Genomic DNA, 19,498 nt, shown 5'->3' with positions numbered 1-19,498 from the left:
TTTCCCCGCCGTTCTAAATACTACGCCCGGCCTTTCAGATACTCATACGTCAACCTGACCGCCGTGCCGGTGCCGCCTTTGCCGCGGTACGAGTCGGGGGTAGTGAGGAAGGCGGGGCCGGCAATATCGAAGTGGACCCAGGGGTAGCCCTCGGCGTAGCGCTCCAGAAACTTGCCGGCTGAAATGGCGCCGGCCTCGGCCTTGCCCAGGTTGGTCATGTCGGCAATGGGGCTCTTGATGTGGTCGGCGTACTCATCCCAGAGCGGAAACTCCACTAGCCGCTCGTGGGTGGTGTTGCCGGCTTTCTTCAGGTCGGCCATAACGTCCTCGTCGGCGGTGCCCATGTACACGATGCCCTCGATGCCGATGGCGCGGGCCGCCGAGCCGGTGAGCGTGGCGTAGTCCATCACCAGTTCGGGGTTATACTTCTTGGCGAAGGCCAGGGCATCGGCCAGAATCAGGCGACCTTCGGCGTCGGTATTGAGCACTTCCACGCTCAGGCCGCTGTACATCGTAATCACGTCGCCGGGGGCCAGGGCGGGGCCGCCGGGGCGGTTGTCGGTGGCCGGCACCAGCCCGATTACGTGCAGCGGGACCTTGTTTTTGGCCAGCGCCGTGAGCACGCCCACCACTACGGCCGCGCCGCCCATGTCGCACTTCATCATGTCCATGCTGTTGGGCGTGGGCTTGAGGCTGAGTCCGCCGGTATCGAATACCACGCCCTTGCCCACCAGCACAATTGGCTTGGCGTTGGTGGCGCCGGCCGGCTTGTACTCCATAATAGTGAAGGTGGGCGGCTCGGGGCTGCCTTGGTTCACGGCCAGCAGGCCACCCATGCGCAGGGCCTCAATGCGTACCAGATCCAGCACTTCCACCTCGAAACCTGCTTCCTCGCCGGCCTTCTCGAACTGCTGCGCCAACTGGCTGGCGTTGAGGTGGCTGTAGGGCTTGTTTACTAAGTCGCGGGCCAGGTACACGCCCTGCAGCACGCCCGCTAGCTCGGCCACCTTCTGCTCCGATAAATCGGGGCCGACCAGCGTGAGCCGCTGCAGGGTGGGGGCTTGCTTGGATTTCTCGTCGGTTTTGTAGCCCGCGAATTGGTAGGCGGTCAGGGCAATACCTTCGGCCAGGGCCAGCGAAGCGCCGGCGGGCGTGAGGTTGCAGACGAACAGCTCCTCCACCTTATCGGCCTTGAGGCGGGCGTGCAGCTTGTGGCCGGCTTTGCGCAACGCCTCCAGGCCCAAAGCCGACGTCTTCTTTTCCTCGGCTACTATATAATAGTGCTGGTGGCTGTACTGGTTGACAACGACCAGCTTCTCGTCGGCGGCCAGCTGGGCGGCCACGTACTGACGGGCGGCCTCGGACAGGTCGGCGGCGGCCGTTACGGGCAGCTCGGTGGTGCCGGCGGGCAGAATGAAGACCGTGCTGGCAATGGCGGGAAAATCGGCGGCGTAGGCTAAGGTCAGGGACATGGGCGGGATAGAACTGGAATGAAGCACCGGCCGAAACGACCGGCCGCGGCGTATCTTTGGCCGTGAAGGTAGGAAGTTTGATGCTTTGCAGGAACGTCATGCTGAGAGCAGCCGGAGGTGAAGTCGAATCATCTCTGCCAATGGCTAGCTTTTACTGAAAACAATGAAACGGTAAAGATGCTTCGGCTGCGCGGACGCCAGATGAAGCATGACAGCCTATTTCTCTGCCAACGTCCAGCCAACCTAATTGCCTGCCCCTCCGCCATTCACTACGCCCAAATGGATTCCGTTAAAGCCAAAAAGCACCTCGGTCAGCACTTTCTCAACGACCCCAACATTGCCCGCAACATTGTGGAGGCCCTGCGCCTGCCCGATGGCGTGAAGCACGTGCTTGAAATCGGGCCCGGCATGGGCGTGCTCACCCAAACGTTGCTCCAGCATCCGGAGTACGAAACGGCCGTGGTGGAAATCGACCGCGACTCGGTGACTTACCTGCAAAAGCATTACCCGGCCCTTGAGGACCGGATTTACTCTCAGGACTTCCTGAAAATGGACCTCACGGCGCTTTACGGCGAGCAGCCGCTGAGCATCATCGGCAACTTCCCCTACAACATCAGTACCCAGATTTACTTCCAGATTCTGGCCCACCGCCAGCTGGTGCGCGAAAGCGTGGGCATGCTGCAAAAGGAGGTAGCCGACCGCCTGGCTACCGGCCCCGGCTCGAAAACCTACGGCATCCTGAGCGTGCTGCTCCAGGCATTCTATACCATCGACTACCTGTTCACGGTGCCCCCGCACGTGTTCAGCCCGCCGCCCAAGGTGCAGTCGGCCGTTATCCGCCTCACCCGCAACGATACCGTGCAGCTGGCCTGCGACGAAAAGCTGTTCTTTCGGGTGGTGAAACAAGCTTTCCAGACCCGGCGCAAAACTCTGCGCAACGCCCTCAAACCGTTCGGCATGCCCCCCGAAACTACCACAGATGCCGTGTTCGACCTGCGGGCCGAGCAGCTCAGCGTGGCCGATTTCGTGGACCTGACCAACCGCGTGGCGGAGAATAAGAGCGAATAAAGAGCGCACTTTCTCATGCGCCCAAAAAGATGCGCGTAAAGTGGCCGTTATCGGAGCATCTTAAGCACTCATTCCTTCACCTTTTCTCATGAGCAATACTGCACGCTCGGCAATCAGAGGTTTAGTAGCAATAGCAGTAGTACTGCTGCTCGGAGTATCTGCTATTTATTTCGTTTTCTTTTCTGGTCCTGAGGTGGAGCGGGCAGCACGCAATTCCAGCAATTCCCACCGGGTGAAAATTGGAATGAATCGCCATCAGGTTTTAAGCATTATGGGTCCCCCTAAACGAACAGAGCCTCGGCTGCAACAAGCAGGTACTACTCACGTGTATGAAACGTCCGCCCTTGCTTCTCACGAAATTGCAGTTGCATTAGGACCGGATAGTTTAGTTGTAGCTGTCTATCATGGCTATTAGAATAACTATAGCCCCCTATCCTTTTTTATTCTGGGCATGAAGCGACGTATGGGAGGCGCAGCTGAAGTGGTTACTTCTTCTCCTTGAAATTCTGCACTGAATAGATGAGGCCCAGCGTCAGGCCCTGGCTGTACTGTAGGGCGGTGTCCTGGTCGTAATCGTAGAGCAAAATGCCGGTCAGGGCTACATTCACGTAGCGGTTGACCTTGGCCGTGAGGCTGGCGTCGAGGCGGTGGTCGATGCGGCGTAGGGCGAAGTCGGAGCCATAGTTGGCGAACAGCAGGTAGCGGGCCTTCAGGTTCACGTTGGTGGCAACGTCCTTGTCGAACTCGGCTAGAATCTGGGCGGCCAATATCTCAAAACGGGTGGAGCGGCCCAGGTTAACGCCGTAGGGCTTTTCGCCCAGCGCGGCCACAAACCGCTCGGGGCGGCTCACCACCGTCAGGCGCGGGGCGAAGGGCGAGAGGCGCAGCTTGAAGTAGCTGGTAGGGTGATACTCGAAGCCATAGGCGGCCGTGAGGAAAGCCGGCGCGAAGGTGGAGGAGACGAGCTGTGCCCGCTGCCGTCCGTTGGCATCGTCGGAGTACTTGTAGCCGGGCGCGAACTGGGTAAGCAGATTCAGCGACACGAACATGTCCCAATTCGGGCTCATTGCCCGGCCGTATTTGGTGTCCAGGTAAATCCGGTCGAGGCTTTTGCGGTAGCCCTGGCCCTTGTTCGAAACGAAGGCATAGAGCAAGTCGGCCTGATTGTCCCAGCTATAAATACCCCGTTGATAATCGGCTTTGGCATTGATCGAGGCATTTAGCCCTAGGGAGCTGACGCCGCCGCCGCGCCAGTTGGACGAGAGCAGGCCCTGCTGAAAGTTAAGCGTCGAGGTGAAGCTTTTCTTCCAGGCTGAGTCGGGCACCACGGCAGCATCGGGCGCCGTTTGGGCCGCTGCCTGCGAAGGGCCCCAGGCCGCCAATACGAGTAACAGAATCAGGGTAAAGGTGTGTTTCATGGGGGCTGAATTAGGAAATAAGGAAGCTGTTTAGAAAGTCAAAATACCGTCATGCTGAGCTTGTCGAAGCATCTCTACCGCTTCGTAGCAGCTATTCAACGAAGCGGGAGAGATGCTTCGGCTGCGCGGACGCCAGATGAAGCATGACGTTCTGATTAGTTCCGGGTACTTTCTAAAAAGCTTCAAAGTCAATAGCGGCGGGCCAAAGGTATCAAATGATCGAATGGGCTACAGCTGAAAAGGAGAGGAGCCCGCGCAAAATCAGGCCGCTTGCCGACGGATGACCGGGGTAATTGAAGCCCCACCTGGCGGCTGGTTGGGGCAGATAGCAATACCTTCGTAGAACCATTTGCCACCCGCCATTTACACCCGAAAAAGATGTCCCTCTGCCTCATCATCGACGACATGCATTCCAGCCTGCCGGCGTACCTGGAGCCGCTGGGCCTGACGCTGCACTACCGCCCCGACCTGACGGCCGCCGAGGTGCCTGCTGCCCTGGCCGCCCACCCCTACGAGGGGTTGGTGGTGCGCTCGAAGCTGCGCGTAACGCACGAGTTGCTGGCCCACGGCCCGCAGCTGCGCTACGTGTGCCGCGCCGGCGCCGGGGTCGATAACATTGATGAGCAGGCCCTGACCGACGCGGGCGTAACGCTGCTGAATGCCCCCGAGGGTAACCGCGACGCGGTGGGCGAATACGCCATTGGCCTGCTGCTGGCACTGTTCCGGCACCTGCCGCGGGCCGATGCTGAGGTGCGGGCCGGGCAGTGGCACCGCGAGGCCAACCGGGGCGAGGAGCTGGGCGGCAAAACCGTGGGCCTGCTGGGCTACGGGCATATGGGCCGGGCCTTCGCGCGCCGCCTCAGCGCTTTCGGCTGCACCGTGCTGGCCCACGACCACGCCCCCGCCTGCCCGTCCGATGCGTACGCCACGCTGGTGCCGCTGGCCGAGCTACAGGCCCGCGCCGAGGTGCTGAGCCTGCACATTCCGTACGAGAAGGCTAACCACCATTTCGTGAACGAGGAATTTCTGGCCGGCTTTCCGAACGCCATCTGGCTGCTGAATACGGCCCGGGGCGAAGTGCTCGATCATGCCGCGCTGGTGAGCCGCCTGCGCACCGGCCAAATCCGGGGGGCGGCGCTCGATGTGCTCGAAAACGAAAAGCTCGCCACGCTTGACCCCGGGCAGCAGGCCCGCTTCGAGTACCTGCGCACGGCCCCCAACGTGGTGCTCGCGCCCCATATCGGCGGCTGGACGTTCCAGAGCTATGAGCGTATCAACGCCGTGCTGGCCCGCAAGCTGGCGGCGTTTTTGGGGCGCTGAAATGAAGGTGTAATGCGCCACATGCTCAGAATGACACTCCTGCGTCTTCTGGCTCCATTACTTCCTTGCCCATCACTCTTTCCCCAATTTTCGTATATTTGCTTGCACCTACCAAGGGGAGAACGGCCAGCCACGCTGGCCGTTCTCCTTATTTTTTTGAGCTAATTCCACCCATGTCATGTCTACCATCAACTACTATACCCCCGAAGGACTTCAGAAGCTCAAAGTTGAGCTACAGGACCTTAAAATCAGGGGCCGGGCCAAGGCCGCCGACGACCTGCGCGAGGCCCGCGACAAGGGCGACCTGAGCGAAAACGCCGAGTACGACGCCGCCAAGGATGCCCAGGGCCTGTTGGAGCTTAAGATTGCCAAGCTGGAAGAAGTATTGGGCAACGCCCGCCTGCTCGACGAAACCAACCTCGACCTGAGCAAGGTGCTCATCATGAGCAAGGTGAAGCTCAAGAACCTCAAAAACAATATGGTACTCGACTACACCCTGGTAGCCGAGGAAGAAGCCAACCTGGCCACCGGCAAAATCTCCGTCAAGTCGCCTATCGGCAAGGGCCTGCTGGGCAAGTCGGTTGGCGAAACGGCCGAAATAACAGTGCCGGCCGGTAAGCTGCAGTTTCAGGTGCTGGAAATCAGCCGCTAGTGTTTTAGGAACGAGCAATCAGATGGGAGAGGTGAGGCCCAAACCGGGACTCACCTCTTCTTTTTTGCGGTAAGTTCGTAGACTTACTGCCGGAGCCTCTCCGCTGTCTTATCTCACGTCTCACCTCCAAAATAGTATGCCTTCTATTTTCTCGCGTATTGTAGCCGGCGAACTGCCCGTTTATAAAGTAGCCGAAGACGAGCACCACTTGGCTTTCCTCGACATTACGCCGCTCGTGGAGGGGCATACGCTCGTTATTCCGAAGCGCGAGGTGGATTATATCTTCGACCTGCCGCCGGCCGAGCTGGCGGCGCTGCACCTGTTTGCCCAGCGCGTGGCGGCCGGCGTGCGGGCCGCCGTGCCCTGCAAGCGGGTGGGCGTGGCCGTTATCGGGCTCGAAGTGCCCCACGCCCACATCCATCTGATTCCGATGAACAAAGTGGCCGATATGAACTTCGCCAACCCCAAAATAAAGGTGGACGAGCGACGCATGAACGAGCTGGCTGCCGCCATTGGTGCTCAAGTGCCCACCGTAGTAGCCGGCACCCCCGAAATGCCCACCGACCCGCGCGACACCAAGGGCGGCCGCGAAACGGTGGAAGCCTCCGAGCCCGATGCTTTCCAGGCCCCAATTCCCGACGCCGCCTCGGCTGCTGATGACGCAACCTTGGGACCCTTGCGTGAAATGACCAAGGGCCTCACCTACATGAGTGAATCGGAGGCGCCGTTGACGGCGGTGAGCTTCGCAGCCCCGGCTGGCGGCCTCACCGACGCGGCCCTGGCCAAGCTGGCCGGCGTGCCGGTCGGCACGCCCGTAGAGCGGCAGGAGCTTACGTACTTCCTGCGCAACCACACCGCCGATAATGGGGTAACCGGCAGCGCCGAAATGGCTAACCGCTTCAAGCAGCTGCAGATGTTTCTGAAGCAGGAGCTGAGCGGTACGCAGGTTTACCGCTTCGGCAAGGGCCCGCAGGTGCCGGTGCTGGTGCTCGGCGAGGGCGAAGGCGGCCAACTGCAGGGCTTCAAAACGGTGCTTACCGAAACCTAAGCCGGTTGCGGGTCTGTGAACAGGCAGTAGAGACGCGACCCTTCGCGTCTCTACTGCCTGTTTAGGTGATGGCGCGTAAGCAACTGTAGCGAAAAGGGCGGTCATGCTGAGCCTGCCGAAGTATCTCTACCGTTTCGTAGCACGCATTCAACGAAGTGGTAGAGATGCTTCGGCAAGCTCAGCATGACTGTCTTTTTCGGATCAACTATCGGCTTAGGATGGCCGGTTTTCTTTCAGGCCTTTCTCCGGCAGCTTTGGTAATGCGGGCTCCGGCAGGGGGCCGGCGGGCTCGGTCTGGAACCGTTTGAGAATGTGGTTCTCGCGCTCGAATACGCCTACCAACACAATCAGGTAAGAGAGTAGCAGTGGCCCCATTACCAGGCCCAGCAGGCCAAACAGCTCGACGCCCAGCACTACGCCGGCCAGCGTGATGAGCGGGTGGATGTCGCCCATGCGCTTGGCCAGGACGATACGCAGCAGGTTATCGATGTTGATGATGACGATGACGCCCACCAGTAGGATGCCCACGCCCTGCCCTGTGTCGCCCTGGGCCAGTTTGAGGATGGCCGCCGGACCCCACACCAGCGGTGTGCCCAGCACCGGAATAAAGGCTGTGAAAAAAGACAGCGTACCCCAGAACAGGGCATCCTTAACCCCAAACACCTGCAGCGTAAGCGTGGTGAGCAGGGCCTGCACCAGAGCAATGAGGGCCTGCCCGAGCACGTTGGCGTTTACCGTGTTGCGCAACGAGTCGCCCAGCTCCTGCAGCGTATCGGCGCGGAAGGGCAGGTAGCGGCGCAGGCCCCGCACGAAGGCTTCTTCCTGCACAAACATGAAGTAAAGCGTAAACAGCATGAGGCCAATAACCACGGTGAAGTGCAGCAGCCCGCTGGCCAGCGACGGAATACGCGTGCTGAGCCAGGCCACCGCCTGCTGAATTATCTCGCGCACGTTGGTTTCGGTGGTGAACTGGTAGCCGGTTTTCTGCTCAATCAGGTGCAACACCGTCATAATCTGGCTTGTGTCCTGGGCATATAGGCGGATGCGGTTGACGAGCATCAGCACCAGCCCCGTGAAGGGCATAATAATGACCACCACGGCAAATGCCAACAGCCCGGCCGTTACCAGCTGCCGGCTCCAGCCGCGGCGGTGCACCAGGGCCGCAAACCAGGGCCGTAGCACCACATACAGCACCCCGGCCCCCAGAAACGCCGTGATGTAGGAGCCCAGCCCCAGCAGGATCAGCGTCGCCAGGCCTACGAGGCACACAATCAGCAGCACATACTGCTGGCGGGGCGTGTAGATGTTATCAGAAGCCATAAGCCGGGGGCGTCGAAGGGTGGAAGTCAAAAGTAAAGGCTTGCCCGGCATTCTACTCAAACCTTCACTACAGCCTGCCTATTCGCGTCGGATGGCTGGTAGCTGCTCTGGGCCAAGGAGGAATATGTATCGGCTTCCTACTATTGATTTGGGGCTTCCATCAGGCCACCTTTCGGCCCAGGGCGGCTACGGCCAGGCCCATTATAGCAATAAGGGCGAAGGAAACGCGCAGGCTGCTGAGGCCGGCCACGAAACCGATAAGCGGCGGCCCCAGCAGAAAACCTGTGAACCCGACCGTAGTGACGGCTGCCAGCGCCATGCCCGCCGGCATGGTTGTCGAGCGGCCGGCCGCCCCGTACACCAGCGGCACCACTGCCGCCGTGCCCAGTCCTACCAGCATAAAGCCCAGCGTAGCCGCCCAAAGCGTCGGGAAAGTCACGGCCAGCAGCAGCCCGGTGGCCTCCAACAGCCCGCTCAGTACCAGCGTGCGGCGGCGGCCGAAGCGGTCAATAAACCAGTCGGCCACGAAGCGGCCCGTGGCCATCAGGGCCATGAAGGCGGCGAAACCCAGGCCTACCCAGGCCTCGGGTGCCCGCACCACCTGCCGGAAATACACGCCGCTCCAGTCGAACATAGTGCCCTCGCATAGCAGCGAGCAGAACGCCAGCACCCCCAGCAACAGCAGCGAGCGGTCGGGCAGGGCTAGCAGCGGGGCACCGGGCGGACGGGGCGCATCGGCGGGCAGCAGGCGCGGGGCCAGTAGCAACAGGGCGGGCAGCACCAGTAGCGCTACGCCGGCAAAATGGGGAAATGGCCCTACTCCCTGTCCAATCAGCAGTACGGCCAGCCCGGCGCCTGCAAAGCCGGCCAGGCTCCAGAGGCCGTGGAAAGTAGCCATAATGGAGCGCCCGTACAGCGCCTCCACGCCCACGGCCTGGGTGTTTACGCCGATGTTGCCCAGCTCGCCGGCCATTCCGAATAGCACCAGCGCGGCCAGCAGCTGGGGTACAGTGGTGGCCAGCCCCAGCAGCGGCAGCCCCAGCCCATAAAGCAGCATGCCCAGCAGCACCACCCGCCGGCTCCCAAAGCGGCTCACGAGCCAACCCGCCAGCGGCAGCGTGCCCAACGAGCCCACCGGCAGCGCCAGCAGCACCCCGCCCAACTCGGCCGGCGACAAACCCAGCCGATGCTGCACCGCCGGAATCCGGGAGGCCCAGGTAGCAAAGCACAGCCCCTGCACGGCAAAAGAGGCTGCCACTGCCCAGCGGTAGGTTTGGGGAGTCGGGGTCATGGGTCAAGTATTAATGAGGAAGAACGTCATGCTGAGCTTGCCGAAGCATCTCTACCGCTTCATCTGAACCGATGCAATGAAGCGGTAGAGATGCTTCGGCAAGCCCAGCATGATGTTCACCTCAACGGTTACACTACAAGCTACCCTTTCCTTCTAGCGTGTCGGGCCGCTGTCTATCTGGGCTTCCAACCGCTCCTGCGCGGCTACGGGCAGGGACGAGAGCAGGTCGAGTCCGGTGGCAGCTTCCAGGACATCGACACTGACGCGGTAGCGGCTCCAGTCGGGGCTCACCTGCTGGTCGTTGGGCGTGTCGATGGCTAGGATGCGGGCCTGGCCGGATGCAATCCGCTGCAGGTCGTTGGAGCCGGCGGGTAGCAGCACCAGCACCTTCCAGACGCGGGCCGGCACCGTTACGCGGCCTTCATCAATGGTGGTTTTGAAGCCTTGCAGGCCGGTGCCGCCCTGCCCATAGCTGCCCATGATGATGTACACTTCCTGCCCGCGCTGTACCTGGGTACGGGTCCATTCTTCGAGGTTGCCCCAGGTGCGCTGGTTGTTGTTGGCAGCCTGCGGAATCATGTTGGTCATCAGGAAAGTGGCCGAGTTGTCGTCGAGCGTGCGGGTACGGTCGGCGGAGGGGCAGTTGTGGCCCCTATCGAAGCCCGAGCCGCTGTAGCTGCGCGAGGTGGCGGCGTAGAACTGCCGGGGCAGGGCCGGGTCGGGCCGGAAATCGTCCTGGCGCGGCGCGCTGCCCATATCGGCGGCGCCCAGGTGCCAGCTCACCCAGGTGGGCGTGCCCCGGCGGGCATGGTAGCCCACCGCGTACTGGGGCCGCGTGAGCAGGTAGTTGTTGGGCGTATTCAGCGAAGCCGTGGCCCCGCTGGGGTTGCCGAGGGCCAGGTTGTCATCGGGCTGAGAAACGGACGACTGGGGAACCGGACCAGGGCTGGGAACCGGAACCGGAGCCGGAGTCGGCGGCGGGCCGGGCTGCGTGGCCGGGCCGCCGGCCACGGGCGCGCCGGTGCCGGTTTCAAGACCGATATCGTCGATGTTGAGGCGGCCGGAGCCGGTATCGGTTTTGCGGATTTCCAGCCGCAGGCTGCGGGCACTGCTGCCCTCGAAGGTGGTACTGAGCAGGCGCGGGCCCTGAGTACGCACGGGCTGGCCGATGCGGCGGTAGCTGCGGCCGCCGTCTTGGCTGCCCCACAGCTCCCAGGTGCTGGCCGCATCTTGGCCGTAGGCAGCCGAGCTGATGCGAATAAGCTGCACGCCGGCCGGGGCGTCGAAGGTCATGGTGAGACGGCCGCCAGTGCGCAGGCGGGCCGCACGGGCTCCCTTCTTGTGGTCCTGGTCGGAAGCGCCGATGAGGGCCTCGGTGAGTTGCCAGGTGCCCGTGCCCAGCGTTTCGGTGGCGCTGGCGTAGCTACCCTTGGTACCGGCCTCAAAAGTTTCGGGAAAGCGGCCGGCAGCCTGGGCCGGGCTGCTTTGCACAGCAATGGCCGGCGGGCCGGCAGGGGCGGGCGGGCGGAGAGTTTCGGCGGGCTGCTGCGAGCAGGCATTCAGCAGCAGCGAAAGCAGAGCGGGGGCAAGGCGAATCATGGAGGAAAGGTAACCATAAGCTGTTTGCGAGGAAGCCCGCGGGCCTGTTTTGGGGTGGCTGTTGCCCCAACACAGGCCGCCTGGTGTACCGGCGAGGGCTTATGCAAAGAGGGCCGTAGATATGTAGCACGAAGCTCGCGCATCGTTGCTGACTTCCGGAAGATTCCGTTCAACGACACGCGAAGCGGCAGCTTTGCGCTACATACCCATATGCCTCCTCTTTCGTATAACCGCTTCCCTGTTTGCCAACCCTATTCCTGCCGCCAATGCCCCGCCTCCAACGGTTTGTGCTTCAGATACTGCTCTTCATCAGTCTGCCAGCCGTGCTGGTTACGCTGCTCTCGGCGCTTACGGCCCAGGTGTGGTGGCTGAAGCTGCTGGATTTCCCGCGCTTTCAACTGCTGCTGCTACACCTGGCGGTGCTGGTGCTACTGGCGGGGCTGCTGTTGGTGGGGAGGCGGCAGGCGCAGGCCGCCCGGCGCTGGGTGCTGGGCCTGAATCTGCTGGGGGCGGCCGTACAGCTGTATTTCCTGCTGCCCTACCTGCCGCTGGCCCCGCGGTCGGTGCCCGACGCCACCGCCGCCCAGGCCGCCGATACCACCGCCCGCCTGCGCCTGCTGGAGGCCAATGTACTGCAGAAAAACAACCGTGCCGATCTGCTACTGGCCCACGTAGCCGAGCAATGTCCCGATATAGTGCTGGTCCTCGAAACCGACCAAACCTGGGTTACGGCGCTCCGGCCGCTGCGGAAAGAATACCCTTACTTCGTTGAGCTGCCCCGGCCCAACACCTACGGCATGGCGCTGTATTCGCGCCTGCCGCTGCTGGGGGCGCGGGCGTACGATTTCCAGGAGCCCGGCGTGCCCACCATCATCACCGACGTGCGGCTGCCCAACGGCCGGCTGGTGCGCCTGTATGCCGTGCATCCTTCCCCGCCGGTGCCCAGCGAGCATCCTACCAGCCTCAGCAAGCCCAACATGATCCTATTGCAGGTAGGTCGGCGCGTGAGGCAGCACCCCGGCCCGGCGCTGGTGCTGGGCGACTTCAACGACGTGTCGTGGTCGCACACCACCCGCATGTTCGAGGCCAGCGGCGAGCTACACAACGTGCGCCGGGGCCGCGGCATGTTCAGCACTTTTAATGCCACCAGCTGGACTATGCGCTGGCCCCTCGACCACCTGTTCGTGACCAAAGAATTCCGGCTGGCGCGGCTGCAGCGGCTGCCTGATATCGGCTCCGACCATTTCCCGCTGCTGGCCGAGGTGGTGCTGGCCGAGTAAGGCTGGGAAGAATCGGCTGGATTTTTGCCCGTTCGCCCGCGGCTTCAGCCCGATCTTCTATCCTTACTTTTTCCGCATATGAAAAGCATTCTACTCGTGGCCGCGCTGGCCCTGACCGGCCCGGCTGTTTTTGCGCAGACAACCCCGGCGGGGAATCTCACTGCCGACAAGAAAGACAACACGCTGGTCGTGGAGCTGCCCCAGGAAGGGGTGGCGGCCTGGCAGCGCGTGGCGCAGGTGCTCACCGACCGGGGCTACCCGTTTGCACACAGTGATATAAACCTGCTGGTCCTCACTACCGCCTTCAACCCCATCAGCAGCACCAGCAGCCTGAGCGTGTCGGCCGTAGTAAGGGGACATCAGCTGACGTTGCGCGGGCGCTCCGAGTCTGTTTCGGTGGTGGGTACGCAGAGCCAGCTTACTACGGTGCGGCGCAGCACTTCGCTGGCCGGCGTCAGTGAGGGGTGGCAGGAGCTGGAGGCCATTGCCCGCGAGCTGGGCGGCACAGTGCGATACTCCCGCCTGGTAGTCCGATAAGCGCCTCCGCGCCGGACGGGCAGTCCAGTGTACCGGCGGGTTTTTGCGCCGCCGTTTTTGCTGCATCTTACTTTATTTTCTGCTTATGCTACGCTACGTACTCCTGTTGTCCGGGCTGCTGTTTCTGACTGCGGTTCCAACCTTCGCCCAAACGGGCGGGCTGCGCACCAAGCCCATCGATTTCGACAATACCATTGTGCTAACGCTGCCCGACGAAGGCCCGGCGGCCTGGAAGCGGGCCGGCCGGCTGATTGCCCAGCGAGGCTACCCCATCCGGTTTGCCAGCCCCGAGCTGCTCACGCTCAGCACCGAAGTAATGGGTGCCCGTAAAGCCACACCGCTGGGCTTTACGGTAGCCGTGAACGGCCATGAGCTACACCTGCGAGGCTTCACCAGCTACACCGATATTGCTAGCTACCAGACGTCGTCAAGTGCCCAGCTGTTGCTGATTGAGTACATGGACAGCGGCAACGCGCGGGGCCGGCAGTGGCAGGAGCTGGAAGACGTAGCCCGTCTGCTGGGTGGTACCCGGCAGTATACCCGCGTGGGCATCGACTAGCCCCTGGCGGTGCACTTCATTCCCACGCCCTTGGCGTGGCGCCTCACAGAGAGGAAGTTGGGGGTGGAGTTGCCGCGGCGGGCCCCTCTAGTCGTCGCCCTTCCCGGGCTCTAGGCTACTTCTGCTTGATTTTGAGCTTGGTAGGACTGGCCGGGGCGTTGGCTTGCTGCATCTGGGCGGCCAGTGGGCGGCTGCTCATGGCCATGATAGTCTGCTCGTCGGAGAGGGAGGCGTAGGAGAGGGCCACCAGAGCGCCCTGCCACTTGCAGCTGAAGTCTTCGATGCGGCCGGGGCCGTAAAGGGCCTCCAGCGCGGGGCGCACCTTCCGCGTTTCGGCCGCGCCCTTCACAATGATGGTGACGGCCGCGAACTGCCCCCGGAAAAACTTGTAGTGAATGCGCGTCGCCGTGAAGCCGCCCACCTGCAATTGCTCATCGAGGCGCTCATACACTTTCTCGTCGCCTTTGTCGCGCAGCAGCTTCAGGTGCAGTGCCTCGGTAAGCGGCGCCCCGAAGGGCAGGCCGCGGAAGCCATTGGCCACATCGAGGCGGGCAAGCGACTGGGAGCGGGCCGGCTGGGCCATCAATAGGGCCAATAGTAAGGCCAGCAGCGTGGCAGGCAGGATTTTCATACAGAGGGAAAGAGGGGCAACTGGCGCCGGACGACCAATGCAAACGCTGCGCCAGAGACGGTAACAGAGTTGCAAGCAAAACTACTACACAGAAAAAAGCGGGCTGGAAAACAAATGGGAATTAGGAGGCTTGCTGGCGGATGGAAACAGCGAGGACGACCGCGCAACGCCGGGCACGCTACTCTCGTCCTTGCCGTGTACCTTGCCCGCTTATCCCTCGCTCCTTTATGAAACACCGCTACTTCCTGCCCGCCGCCGTGCTGCTGGCCGGCGCCAGCCTGCTGGCCGCCTGCGACTCGGGCAGCAAGCCCCGCACCGGCACCGTCGAAACCGCCGACGCCACCTTCGACGACTACAAAAACCGGTTCATCGACTCGCTCTGGTATTACAACCCCGAGTGGGCTTCCTCGCAGGGTTTCCACCGCTACGACTCGGTGCTGATAGTGCCCTCGGCCGCCCGCCGCCAGACGGAGGCCGCCGCCATTGCCCGCCGGGGCAAGGAGCTGCAAAGCTTCGAGCTGGGTAAGCTCTCGGTGAACAACCAGACCGATTACCGGCTGATGCAGAACTACCTGGCCTCGGCGCGCTTCTACAACGATACGCTGCGCACCTGGGAGTGGAACCCGGCCAACTACAACGTGGGCGGCGCAGTAGCCGAGCTGCTCAACGGCCGCTACGCTCCCCTCGACCGGCGTCTGCGCGCCATCAGCCAAAAGCTCATTCAGGTTGCTGATTACTACGAGGCCGCTAAGCAGAGCGTCAAGCGGCCTACCCGCGAGCACACCAACCTGGCCATTCGCCAGAACCAGGGCGGCCTGAGCGTGTTCGGCCCGGCGCTGCTCGACTCGGTGGCCAAATCGGGGCTGAGTGAAGCCGAAAAGCAGGAGCTGCGCGAACGGGTAGCCACCACCCGGCTGGCCATGGAAGGCTACATCGGCTTTCTGCAGACTGAAGTGCTGCCGGCTGGTAGCTTCCGCAACTTCCGCATCGGGCCTGCGCTGTTCAACCGTAAGTTTGCCCTCGATATCCAGAGCCGCTATTCGGCCGATGAAGTGTACCGGAAGGCCTTGGCGCACCGCCAGGAGCTGCTGGCCGATATGAAAGTGCGGGCTCTGCGCATCTACCCCAAATACGTGCAGTACCAGGCCCTGCCGCAGGATACGCTGGCCATTGTGCGCGACGTGGTGGCGGCCCTCTCGCGCGAGCACGCCACGCCCCAGCGGTTCGTGGACGCCGTGCGCGAGCAGATGCCCGAGCTGGTACGCTGGGTGAACGAGCACGATTTGTTGACCCAGGACCCCACCCAGCCGCTGGTGGTGCGCGAAACCCCGCTCTATATGCGCGGCAGTGGCGCCGGCGCCAGCGTGTCGGCCCCCGGCCCCTACGATAAGGGCGCGGATACCTACTACAACGTGGATCCTATTGTGGGTTTGCCGGCTCCCCAGGCCGAAAGCTACCTGCGCGAGTACAACACCTACACGCTGCAGATTCTTAATATCCACGAGGCCATTCCGGGCCACTACACCCAGCTCGTGTACGCCAACCGTAGCCCTTCGCTCATCAAATCCATCCTTGGCAACGGGGCCATGATTGAGGGCTGGGCCGTGTACGCCGAACGCATGATGTTGGAAAGCGGCTACGGCGGCAACACCGACGAGTTCTGGCTCATGTGGGACAAGTGGAACATGCGCGTCACGCTCAACGCCATCCTCGACCACGAGGTGCAGGCCGGTACCATCACCGAGGCCAAGGCCGTGGCAATGCTGCGCCGCGACGGGTTTCAGGAAGAGGCCGAAGCCCGCAACAAGTGGCTGCGCGCCACCCTCAGCCAGGTACAGCTTAGCTCGTACTTCACCGGCTACACCGAAATCTATGACCTGCGCGAGGAGCTAAAGCAGAAGCAGGCCCAGGAGTTCAACCTCAAATCCTTCCACGAGAAGTTTCTCAGCTACGGCAGCGCCCCGGTAAAGTATATCCGGGAGATGATGCTGGCCAAGGGGAAGAAGTAATGGGGTAAATCGCCTGTCATCCTGAGCGCAGCGAAGGACCTATATGGAGGCCATTCTCTTTTGGAGTTGGCTTCTGTATAGGTCCTTCGCTGCGCTCAGGATGACAGTTTTGAGTGACCGTCCGGCCTTTCTACCCTCTACTTCTTTTTCGTCGGCGCACTGCTGCCGGCGGGTACCACCTGGCCATTGCGGTAGGTTTTGCGCTCCTTCACCGTGGTACCATCGGGGCCGAAGTACGACCACACGCCGGTTTCCTTGCCGTTGCGGAAAGCACCACTGGCTTCGGGCGTGCCGTCTTCGCGCAACAGGCGGTAGGGGCCGGTTTTGAGGCCGCGCACGTAGGTGGTTTCGGCCTGCAGCTTGCCCGAGGGGTAGTATTCCTGTCCCAGGCCGGCAGGCTTGCCGTTCTCGTTCAGCAATTTGCTTTTGAGCGTGCCGGTGGGGTAGTAGGTGAGTTGCTCGCCGCCGAGGCGGCCGTTCTGGTAGGTTTCGAGTTGCTGTACCTGCTTGCCACCGGGGAAGTAGGTGCGCCACTGGCCCACGGGCAGGTTGTTCTTGTACTGCTGCTCGCGCTGCACGGTGCCGTCCTCGAAGTAGCTGGTTATTTTCCGGTCGCGGGCCTGGTTGCTGTACTCGGTTTTCTGGCGGGGTTTGCCCGTGTCGTAGAAGTCCTGCTGGGTGCCTACCAGCGTGCCCTGGCGGTACGTCATCGTGCTCCTGACAGCGCCGTTTTCGTGGTAGGATTTGGCAGGGCCGTCGAGGTTGTTGGTGCCGCCGGCCAGGGCGCGGGCCTGCTTGGTGAGGTCGTCGCCGAGCGGGTTTTTCACGGCCCGGCCCACCAGCGGTACGGCCACGTAGGTACCTTCGGTCTGGAGCTGGCCCGAGCGGTAGTAGCTGCGGTAACGGCCGCGGCCGGTCTGGTCGGCCAGCACTTCGGTTTCGAGCTGGCCGTTGTCGTAGTACGTTTTGTAGGGGCCGGCCAGCAGCCCGCGGCGGTAGCTGCCCTCGCTCTGGAGCTGGCCGTTTTCGTAGTAGGTCTTCACCGGCCCGTTGGCCTGCCCGTCGGTAAAGGTTATTTCGGCTTTGGGCTTGCCCGAATCGTACAGCTCGCGCACCAGGCCGGTCGGCTGGCCCTTGGCCAGCGTCGTTTCCAGCTTGATGCGGCCGTCGGGGAAGAAGTAGCGCAACTCGCCGCTGGGCTCATCCTCAGCGAAAGAGCCTTCCTGGGCCAGCTTGCCGGTGTCGTAGTAGGTTTTAAAGGGCCCCTGACGCACGCCGTCCTGGTAGGTTACTTCGAGCCGGCGGCCGCCATTGGGGTGAAACTCCACGTAGGACGAGTCGCGCTTGCCGGCCGTGTAGCGGGTCTGGGCCTCCAGCTTGCCGGTGTAGTAAAACCGCTTGTACGGCCCCTGCATCACGGTATCAGCCCCCACAAGGGCCGAGAACTTCTCCCGTGGATGTACCCGCGTCGAGTCGAAGTAGGTTGTCAGCCGCCGCAGCTTCTGGGCCTGGGCGGCGGTGGTGGCAGTTAGGAGGAATATAAAAGCGGGCAGAAATCTCATAGCGACAAGAACGGGGAAAAGGACGAAGTAGTGCCTTGCAGGCAGGCTGGCAAACAAAAGCCCTGCCGCAAAAGGTGCGGCAGGGCTTTTAGCGTAAAACGAGATTCTTCTACCGGATCAGCGTAATCAGCGAAAAATCAACATAATCTGTGGTTAGACTTTCTCCAGCACAATGCTGCTGGCACCACCGCCGCCGTTGCAGATGCCGGTAACACCGATTTTGCCGCCTTCATTCTCCAGCACGGCCAGCAGCGTCGTCACGATGCGCGCGCCGGAAGCACCCAGCGGGTGGCCCAGCGAAACGGCACCGCCGTACACGTTTACCTTGGTGCCTTCCAGGTTCAGGAGCTTGTTGTTGGCCAGGGAAACCACCGAGAAAGCCTCATTGATTTCATAGAAATCTACCTCCGAAGCGTCGAGCCCGGCGTTTTTCAAGGCCTTCGGAATAGCTAGGGCAGGAGTAGTGGTGAACCACTCGGGCGCCTGCTCGGCATCAGCGAAACCGCGGATAATGGCCAGGGGCTTGATGCCCAGCTCGTCGGCCTTCTCGCGGCTCATCAGCAGCACCGCGGCGGCACCGTCGTTGAGCGTAGAGGCGTTGGCGGCCGTTACGGTACCTTCCTTGGTGAAGGCGGCCCGCAGGCTGGCAAACTTGCTGAAATCAGCCTTCAAGTACTCCTCGTCGTCGGAAATAACGGTTTCCTTGCCGCGCACCGTAATGGTTACCGGCACTATTTCGTCCTTTTTCTTGCCGGCTTTGGCCGCGGCAGCGCTACGCTCGTAGCTCTGCTGGGCAAAGGCGTCCTGGTCTTCGCGGCTGATGCCGTAACGTACCGCCGTAGCGTCGGCGGCGTTGCCCATGGCGTAGTCGTTGTAGGGGTCCCAGAGGCCGTCCTTCATCAGGCCGTCAATCATCTGGCCGTTGCCGTATTTGGCGCCGAAACGGGCTTTGTCGAGGTAGTAGGGCACATTGCTCATGCTCTCCATACCGCCGGCCATCACCACATCGGCTTGGCCCAGCATAATGGCCTGAGCGCCGTACATGATGGCTTTCGAGCCCGAAGCGCACACTTTGTTCACCGTCGTGCATTCTACGGTATCGGGTAGGCCGGCTTTCTTGGCAGCCTGACGGGCCGGAGCCTGGCCCAGGTTGGCCGAAATCACGTTGCCCATAATCACCTGCTGCACTTCCTTGCCATCAACGCCAGCCTTCTCCAAAGCGCCCTTAATGGCAATAGCGCCCAGCTCCACGGCCGACAACGAGGCCAGGCTACCGCCAAACGAGCCAATAGGAGTCCGCACAGCGGCTACGATTACTACTTCTTTGATTTGCATAAGTTGAATTGGGTGGGGTGAGATTAGAGCCTAAAGGTACGAAAGGTGAAATAGTGAGTTGGCTGGCGGGGTAAGAGGAGTTTGCTGAGTGGGTAATTCGATGAACCGTCAAGGGCTGTCATGCTGAGCGGAGCGAAGAATCTCGCGTGCCACAGTAACCACAGTGAAGCTGTTTAGGAAGTGCCAGGACTCAATTAGGCCGTCATGCTGAGCGGAGCCGAAGCATCTCTACCGCTTCGTTAAACGACTACAGCGAAGTGGTAGAGATGCTTCGGCTCCGCTCAGCATGACGGCCTTTTGACTTTCTAAACAGCTTCAATATCAAGAGTTGGCATTGCACGCGAGATTCTTCGCTGCGCTCAGAATGACATGCGTTTCTTCCTTTAACCGAATTCCC

At 61.9% G+C, this 19,498-nt stretch carries 17 protein-coding genes; 9 read left to right on the top strand and 8 right to left on the bottom strand.

Going from position 1 to position 19,498, the window contains the following annotated elements; genetic code table 11:
* Positions 1-20: 20 nt before the first annotated feature.
* The gene (locus HW554_RS07750; protein WP_176908016.1) at positions 21-1,472 is read right to left on the bottom strand and encodes a leucyl aminopeptidase family protein; all 1,452 of its coding nucleotides are present in this window, start codon (positions 1,470-1,472) and stop codon (positions 21-23) included.
* Positions 1,473-1,751: 279 nt separating this feature from the next.
* Here HW554_RS07750 and rsmA point away from each other — a divergent pair, with 279 nt between their 5' ends.
* Together rsmA and HW554_RS07740 are read left to right on the top strand one after the other, a co-directional pair.
* On the top strand, positions 1,752-2,540 hold the full coding sequence (gene rsmA, locus HW554_RS07745) for a 16S rRNA (adenine(1518)-N(6)/adenine(1519)-N(6))-dimethyltransferase RsmA (protein ID WP_176908015.1): 789 nt from the start codon (positions 1,752-1,754) through the stop codon (positions 2,538-2,540).
* Positions 2,541-2,628: 88 nt separating this feature from the next.
* Positions 2,629-2,955 (top strand): hypothetical protein, encoded by a 327-nt coding sequence (locus tag HW554_RS07740; protein WP_176908014.1) that lies wholly within the window; start codon positions 2,629-2,631, stop codon positions 2,953-2,955.
* A 70-nt stretch (positions 2,956-3,025) separates the two neighbouring features.
* Here HW554_RS07740 and HW554_RS07735 read toward each other — a convergent pair whose 3' ends face one another.
* Positions 3,026-3,958: a DUF3078 domain-containing protein gene (locus tag HW554_RS07735; protein ID WP_176908013.1), complete on the bottom strand. Its 933-nt coding sequence runs from the start codon at positions 3,956-3,958 to the stop codon at positions 3,026-3,028.
* A gap of 378 nt (positions 3,959-4,336) precedes the next feature.
* Here HW554_RS07735 and HW554_RS07730 point away from each other — a divergent pair, with 378 nt between their 5' ends.
* The 3 genes from HW554_RS07730 to HW554_RS20950 all read left to right on the top strand — a co-directional run bounded on the left by HW554_RS07730 (position 4,337) and on the right by HW554_RS20950 (position 6,978).
* Positions 4,337-5,278, top strand: coding sequence for an NAD(P)-dependent oxidoreductase (locus tag HW554_RS07730; protein ID WP_176908012.1), 942 nt, complete (start codon positions 4,337-4,339; stop codon positions 5,276-5,278).
* Between the two features lie 178 nt (positions 5,279-5,456).
* Positions 5,457-5,930, top strand: a complete 474-nt coding sequence (greA, locus tag HW554_RS07725; RefSeq protein ID WP_176908011.1) for a transcription elongation factor GreA — start codon at positions 5,457-5,459, stop codon at positions 5,928-5,930.
* Between the two features lie 136 nt (positions 5,931-6,066).
* On the top strand, positions 6,067-6,978 hold the full coding sequence (locus HW554_RS20950; RefSeq protein ID WP_176908010.1) for a nuclease A inhibitor family protein: 912 nt from the start codon (positions 6,067-6,069) through the stop codon (positions 6,976-6,978).
* A 213-nt stretch (positions 6,979-7,191) separates the two neighbouring features.
* Here HW554_RS20950 and HW554_RS07715 read toward each other — a convergent pair whose 3' ends face one another.
* From HW554_RS07715 to HW554_RS07705, 3 genes are all read right to left on the bottom strand, one after another.
* The gene (locus HW554_RS07715) at positions 7,192-8,328 is read right to left on the bottom strand and encodes an AI-2E family transporter (RefSeq protein ID WP_317170850.1); all 1,137 of its coding nucleotides are present in this window, start codon (positions 8,326-8,328) and stop codon (positions 7,192-7,194) included.
* Between the two features lie 130 nt (positions 8,329-8,458).
* Positions 8,459-9,589 (bottom strand): MFS transporter, encoded by a 1,131-nt coding sequence (locus HW554_RS07710; protein ID WP_176908009.1) that lies wholly within the window; start codon positions 9,587-9,589, stop codon positions 8,459-8,461.
* A gap of 153 nt (positions 9,590-9,742) precedes the next feature.
* Positions 9,743-11,188, bottom strand: a complete 1,446-nt coding sequence (locus HW554_RS07705; RefSeq protein ID WP_176908008.1) for a DNA/RNA non-specific endonuclease — start codon at positions 11,186-11,188, stop codon at positions 9,743-9,745.
* 266 nt (positions 11,189-11,454) lie between these two features.
* On the opposite strand from HW554_RS07705, the gene HW554_RS07700 reads away from it, so the two are divergent.
* The 3 genes from HW554_RS07700 to HW554_RS07690 all read left to right on the top strand — a co-directional run bounded on the left by HW554_RS07700 (position 11,455) and on the right by HW554_RS07690 (position 13,564).
* Positions 11,455-12,468 carry an endonuclease/exonuclease/phosphatase family protein gene (locus tag HW554_RS07700; RefSeq protein ID WP_176908007.1) on the top strand — a complete coding sequence of 338 codons (1,014 nt, stop codon included), beginning with the start codon at positions 11,455-11,457 and terminating at the stop codon, positions 12,466-12,468.
* 78 nt (positions 12,469-12,546) lie between these two features.
* Positions 12,547-13,005 carry a hypothetical protein gene (locus HW554_RS07695; protein WP_176908006.1) on the top strand — a complete coding sequence of 153 codons (459 nt, stop codon included), beginning with the start codon at positions 12,547-12,549 and terminating at the stop codon, positions 13,003-13,005.
* Between the two features lie 85 nt (positions 13,006-13,090).
* Positions 13,091-13,564, top strand: coding sequence for a hypothetical protein (locus tag HW554_RS07690; RefSeq protein WP_176908005.1), 474 nt, complete (start codon positions 13,091-13,093; stop codon positions 13,562-13,564).
* A gap of 115 nt (positions 13,565-13,679) precedes the next feature.
* On the opposite strand, the gene HW554_RS07685 is transcribed toward HW554_RS07690, so the two are convergent.
* Positions 13,680-14,195: a hypothetical protein gene (locus HW554_RS07685; protein ID WP_176908004.1), complete on the bottom strand. Its 516-nt coding sequence runs from the start codon at positions 14,193-14,195 to the stop codon at positions 13,680-13,682.
* Positions 14,196-14,422: 227 nt separating this feature from the next.
* Here HW554_RS07685 and HW554_RS07680 point away from each other — a divergent pair, with 227 nt between their 5' ends.
* Entirely contained in the window at positions 14,423-16,204 is a 1,782-nt protein-coding gene (locus HW554_RS07680) for a DUF885 domain-containing protein (RefSeq protein ID WP_176908003.1), read from the top strand.
* 137 nt (positions 16,205-16,341) lie between these two features.
* Here the strand turns inward: HW554_RS07680 and HW554_RS07675 are convergent, their stop codons facing one another.
* Together HW554_RS07675 and HW554_RS07670 are read right to left on the bottom strand one after the other, a co-directional pair.
* A complete protein-coding gene (locus HW554_RS07675; protein WP_176908002.1) occupies positions 16,342-17,766 on the bottom strand; it encodes a toxin-antitoxin system YwqK family antitoxin in 1,425 nt (474 codons plus the stop codon).
* 153 nt (positions 17,767-17,919) lie between these two features.
* The gene (locus HW554_RS07670) at positions 17,920-19,101 is read right to left on the bottom strand and encodes an acetyl-CoA C-acyltransferase (RefSeq protein WP_176908001.1); all 1,182 of its coding nucleotides are present in this window, start codon (positions 19,099-19,101) and stop codon (positions 17,920-17,922) included.
* Between the last annotated feature and the right edge of the window lie 397 nt (positions 19,102-19,498).

Source organism: Hymenobacter lapidiphilus (genome assembly GCF_013377885.1).
Classification (GTDB): Bacteria; Bacteroidota; Bacteroidia; order Cytophagales; family Hymenobacteraceae; genus Hymenobacter; species Hymenobacter lapidiphilus.
This window is presented reverse-complemented; position numbering and strand designations above follow the sequence as displayed.